Raw genomic sequence first — 3,326 nt, forward strand, 5'->3', positions numbered from 1 at the left:
GCAGCTGAGCATAACCAATGTAGGCATTTTTTAAGTAATATTTTAGATAATCTAAATCTTCCTGCATTTCTTTTTGGGTAAGATTAGGTTTGTTCTTTGATTTATAAAAGGTTGGCTTGTAACCGTCCGGGTAATTAACCTGAATGCTTACATAAGTGATTAATAAAATCAGAACAAGGCTGATTATGGCTGTTGGTATAATCCAAAAGAGGTGGCGTTTCTTCATTTTTTTTGCTCCAGCAGTAGTTTTTTTACAGAGTTTCCAGTATTTTAATCATATTCTGGTCAAAGAAATCATAGAAATTATGGTAGGCCTGACGGTTTTCAAAAAATTCCAAAAGTTGAGTATAGAAAGGCATGTATGGTTTGTAGATTTCTTCATTGAAAATGTAATTTCTAAACTGGTCATATTCTTCTTCATCTGCATATTCCTCAATGTAGTCGAGTAAAGTAGATATAGAAATTACATTTGCAATTGTAGACTGGCAGATAAAATCAGTAATTTTATTAGGATTTTGTGTCTGTTGATACAACTTTTTGATGTAGGCATTTGCCGGTGCGGAAAGTTTTTCCCAATTATCATAAATAAGCCGGTAGGCAATAGATTCTATATAGTAATTAATGAAATAAATATCATTGCTTGAATTATAACTGTAATATGGACTGAATAAAAGACTTGTGCTTGCAGGCAAAACCATAAAGCGTCCGGCAAGAAGTGGGGTTACACAAAAGTTTATTTCAAGGGGCTTTTCTTTTGTAGAGAAAAGTTCCTGAAGATATGGCAGAAAGTCTTCATTCACTGTAAAGAATTCTCGGGCATCGTAAAGTGCCTTTTTTATATCTGCATCGTGTACCAGAAGAAAGCGGTCGTATTTGCTTGTAAGGGCAAAATCGTTCATTTCTGAAATCAATTTTTTGAAATTTGTATTTTTCCAGACATCTTTTATGTAGGCAGGGCATTTATTATCTGGAAAATTTATTTGTGTAAAATCTTCAGAAATGTAATTGGCCAGACTTAAAATGGCTTCCAGACGGAAATCTTTTAGCTTATTCAAATTTTTTAGTGATTTTACAAAGCTGTGCTCTTTATGTTTGTCGAAGAAGGAATCTACAGAAGAAACATATTCATTGCTGCCATAGACGTTATTATAAAAAAACGGATTTTCTGCAAGTCTTAAACCTATTAACAAAAGTTCAAGGCGGGGGTCTATTTTGTAGGTGTAGTCGTCTTTTTCTACTTCAATTGCCTTAATATTTACCGGAGTTAGATTTTTTCTACCCTTTGCAGAGCAAGAAAATAATGAAATTGATGTGATTAATAATGCTAAAGTGCAGACAGATTTGAGAAACTTAGACATGTAAACTCTCCCATATAAAACTTTTTTTCTTACATACTAGTATGAGTTATTGAAGTGGTGCTGTCAAGGAAAATTCCTACAAGGTTTTCCCAAGGAAAGTGCGGGCGTTTTTTTCTATCTGCTTTTCCACTTCTGAAAGGGGGATTTTTAGGAGGCCTGCTAAATCCTGGTAAACCTTTTGAATAAGTGCAATGTCGTTTCTAGTGCCGCCCAGCCAGATTTCTGAATCGGGATTGTCGGTTTCGGCAAGGAGAAGGTGGTGCGGGGTGAGTTTTAGCAGATTTTGTATGTGGCTGGAACGTATACTTTCCACGCCAAAGGTCTGTGGGTAGCCGCGTCGGATAAATTCACGGAAAATTTCTTCCGGCCCGTCGTACCAGTGGATTATTGGCCTGGCATTTGGGTAGTCGGTAAGAATATCGGCAATTTGTTCTTCGGCATCTTTTGTGTGAATCACACAGGCTTTGTGATTTTTGTGGCAGTATTCCAGAAAAAAACGGAAAACTTTTTCCTGATTTTCTGCCTTACATTCAGACCAGCAAAAATCCATACCAATTTCACCGATTATTGTGGGTCGCTCCATATAGCTTTGAAAGCGTTTTACTATTGTGTGGTCATCTAAAAGAGGGGCGTTTTCGTCAGCAGCATTAGGGTGAATGCCAAAGGTGGGGATTACCAGGCTCTTTTTTGCATTTTCGCCGGTCCATTTTGCTATCTGGCGATTTTTCAGGTAGCTTTTTTCATCTACCGAAGCTGCCATAATGGCTCCCGAAAAGTTTTGTAAATCTTTATGTACTTGTTTATCACTATAAAAATCTAAGTGAGTGTGAAAATCGATTATCATTTTTTACGCCTTTTTAAATCATTATAATATAAAAATTTCTGTGTTTACAAATGCTTATAGCTCATATTATAATTTTATAGTCAAAACACAACTTTATTTGGAGCCCTTTTATGAACTTCAATTCAAAAATTAAAGCGGCAGGATTTGCTGGTCTGCTTATGATTTTTGCAGCGTGTTCTCATCTTGAATCTACATCAAATGCAGAAATTAACTTTCAATTAAACATGGCACGTTTGGCTTTAAGCGATATGGAAAATCTAAAAATTTCCGTTGAACTGATTGGCACAGCCGGCGTTGAACAATCAGAAATTAAAGATGTGGATGCTTCCAGCAAAACTGCGGAATTTACTTTTGAAGAAATTCCTCTTGGAACCGAACTTTATGCTCAGGCAGAAATTTTTGTTGAAGAAGAAAATGTAAAGAAAGTGCTTTATTCAGGTAAATCTGATCCGAGACCAATTAAAGAAGGAAGAAACGTCCTTTCACTCACACTTAAGAAAGTTCTTTCTGATGATAAAGAGAATGGTGATGATGTTGATAAAGAGAATGGTGATGATGTTGATGAAGAGCCGGAAGAAGAAATTGAGTATAACATTGTCACAAAAAGTGATAAGGCTTATACCGTGGAAAGGCCAACCTTTACCATCGAATGGGATGATGCAGAAGGAAGGCCAATTCCATTAGAGACAAATGAAATTTCTTTTAATAAAGCTAAGAATCATGAAGGCTTTGTTTGGGAGCCTGCAGACAAGAATATTAAGATTGCAGATTATCAAAAAGCAATAATCACTTATAAGGGTACAAAGCTAAAAAATGATGAAGAAAATGTAATTGCTTTCTTTACCAAGAGAGGGGGCTACAGAACTTATGGAGGAGACAGGCAGGATGTGCTGGCTGAATCATCCTCTTTTGAAATGCTTATCCCACAGGGTAAGGGCTATAGCCAGCTTTTAATTCAAAACAAGTGGGCTACAGAAAATGGTAAGAATGGCTGGGAAAAGGATTTTTCTTTCGAGATTGAAAAAATTGAATTGAAGAAAGATTCTGCTCTGGCTATAGATTATTCACAAAATTCTTATGTTGATGAAAAAATTGAACTGCTTAGAAATATAAATAACGAGCCG

Annotated in this window: 4 protein-coding genes; 1 reads left to right on the top strand and 3 read right to left on the bottom strand. The window is 36.0% G+C overall.

Going from position 1 to position 3,326, the window contains the following annotated elements:
* The 3 genes from K6D58_RS03295 to K6D58_RS03305 form a co-directional block, all read right to left on the bottom strand.
* The coding region (locus tag K6D58_RS03295; RefSeq protein ID WP_296827558.1) for a hypothetical protein at window positions 1–226 on the bottom strand (226 nt) is incomplete at its 3' end.
* Window positions 227–251: 25 nt separating this feature from the next.
* Window positions 252–1,358, bottom strand: coding sequence for a hypothetical protein (locus K6D58_RS03300; RefSeq protein ID WP_296827560.1), 1,107 nt, complete (start codon window positions 1,356–1,358; stop codon window positions 252–254).
* Between the two features lie 76 nt (window positions 1,359–1,434).
* The gene (locus tag K6D58_RS03305) at window positions 1,435–2,202 is read right to left on the bottom strand and encodes a TatD family hydrolase (RefSeq protein ID WP_296827562.1); all 768 of its coding nucleotides are present in this window, start codon (window positions 2,200–2,202) and stop codon (window positions 1,435–1,437) included.
* A gap of 110 nt (window positions 2,203–2,312) precedes the next feature.
* Here K6D58_RS03305 and K6D58_RS03310 point away from each other — a divergent pair.
* A partial coding sequence (locus tag K6D58_RS03310; protein ID WP_296827563.1) for a hypothetical protein occupies window positions 2,313–3,326 on the top strand: 1,014 nt, incomplete at its 3' end.

This window comes from Treponema sp., assembly GCF_024696245.1.
Classification (GTDB): domain Bacteria; phylum Spirochaetota; class Spirochaetia; order Treponematales; family Treponemataceae; genus Treponema_D.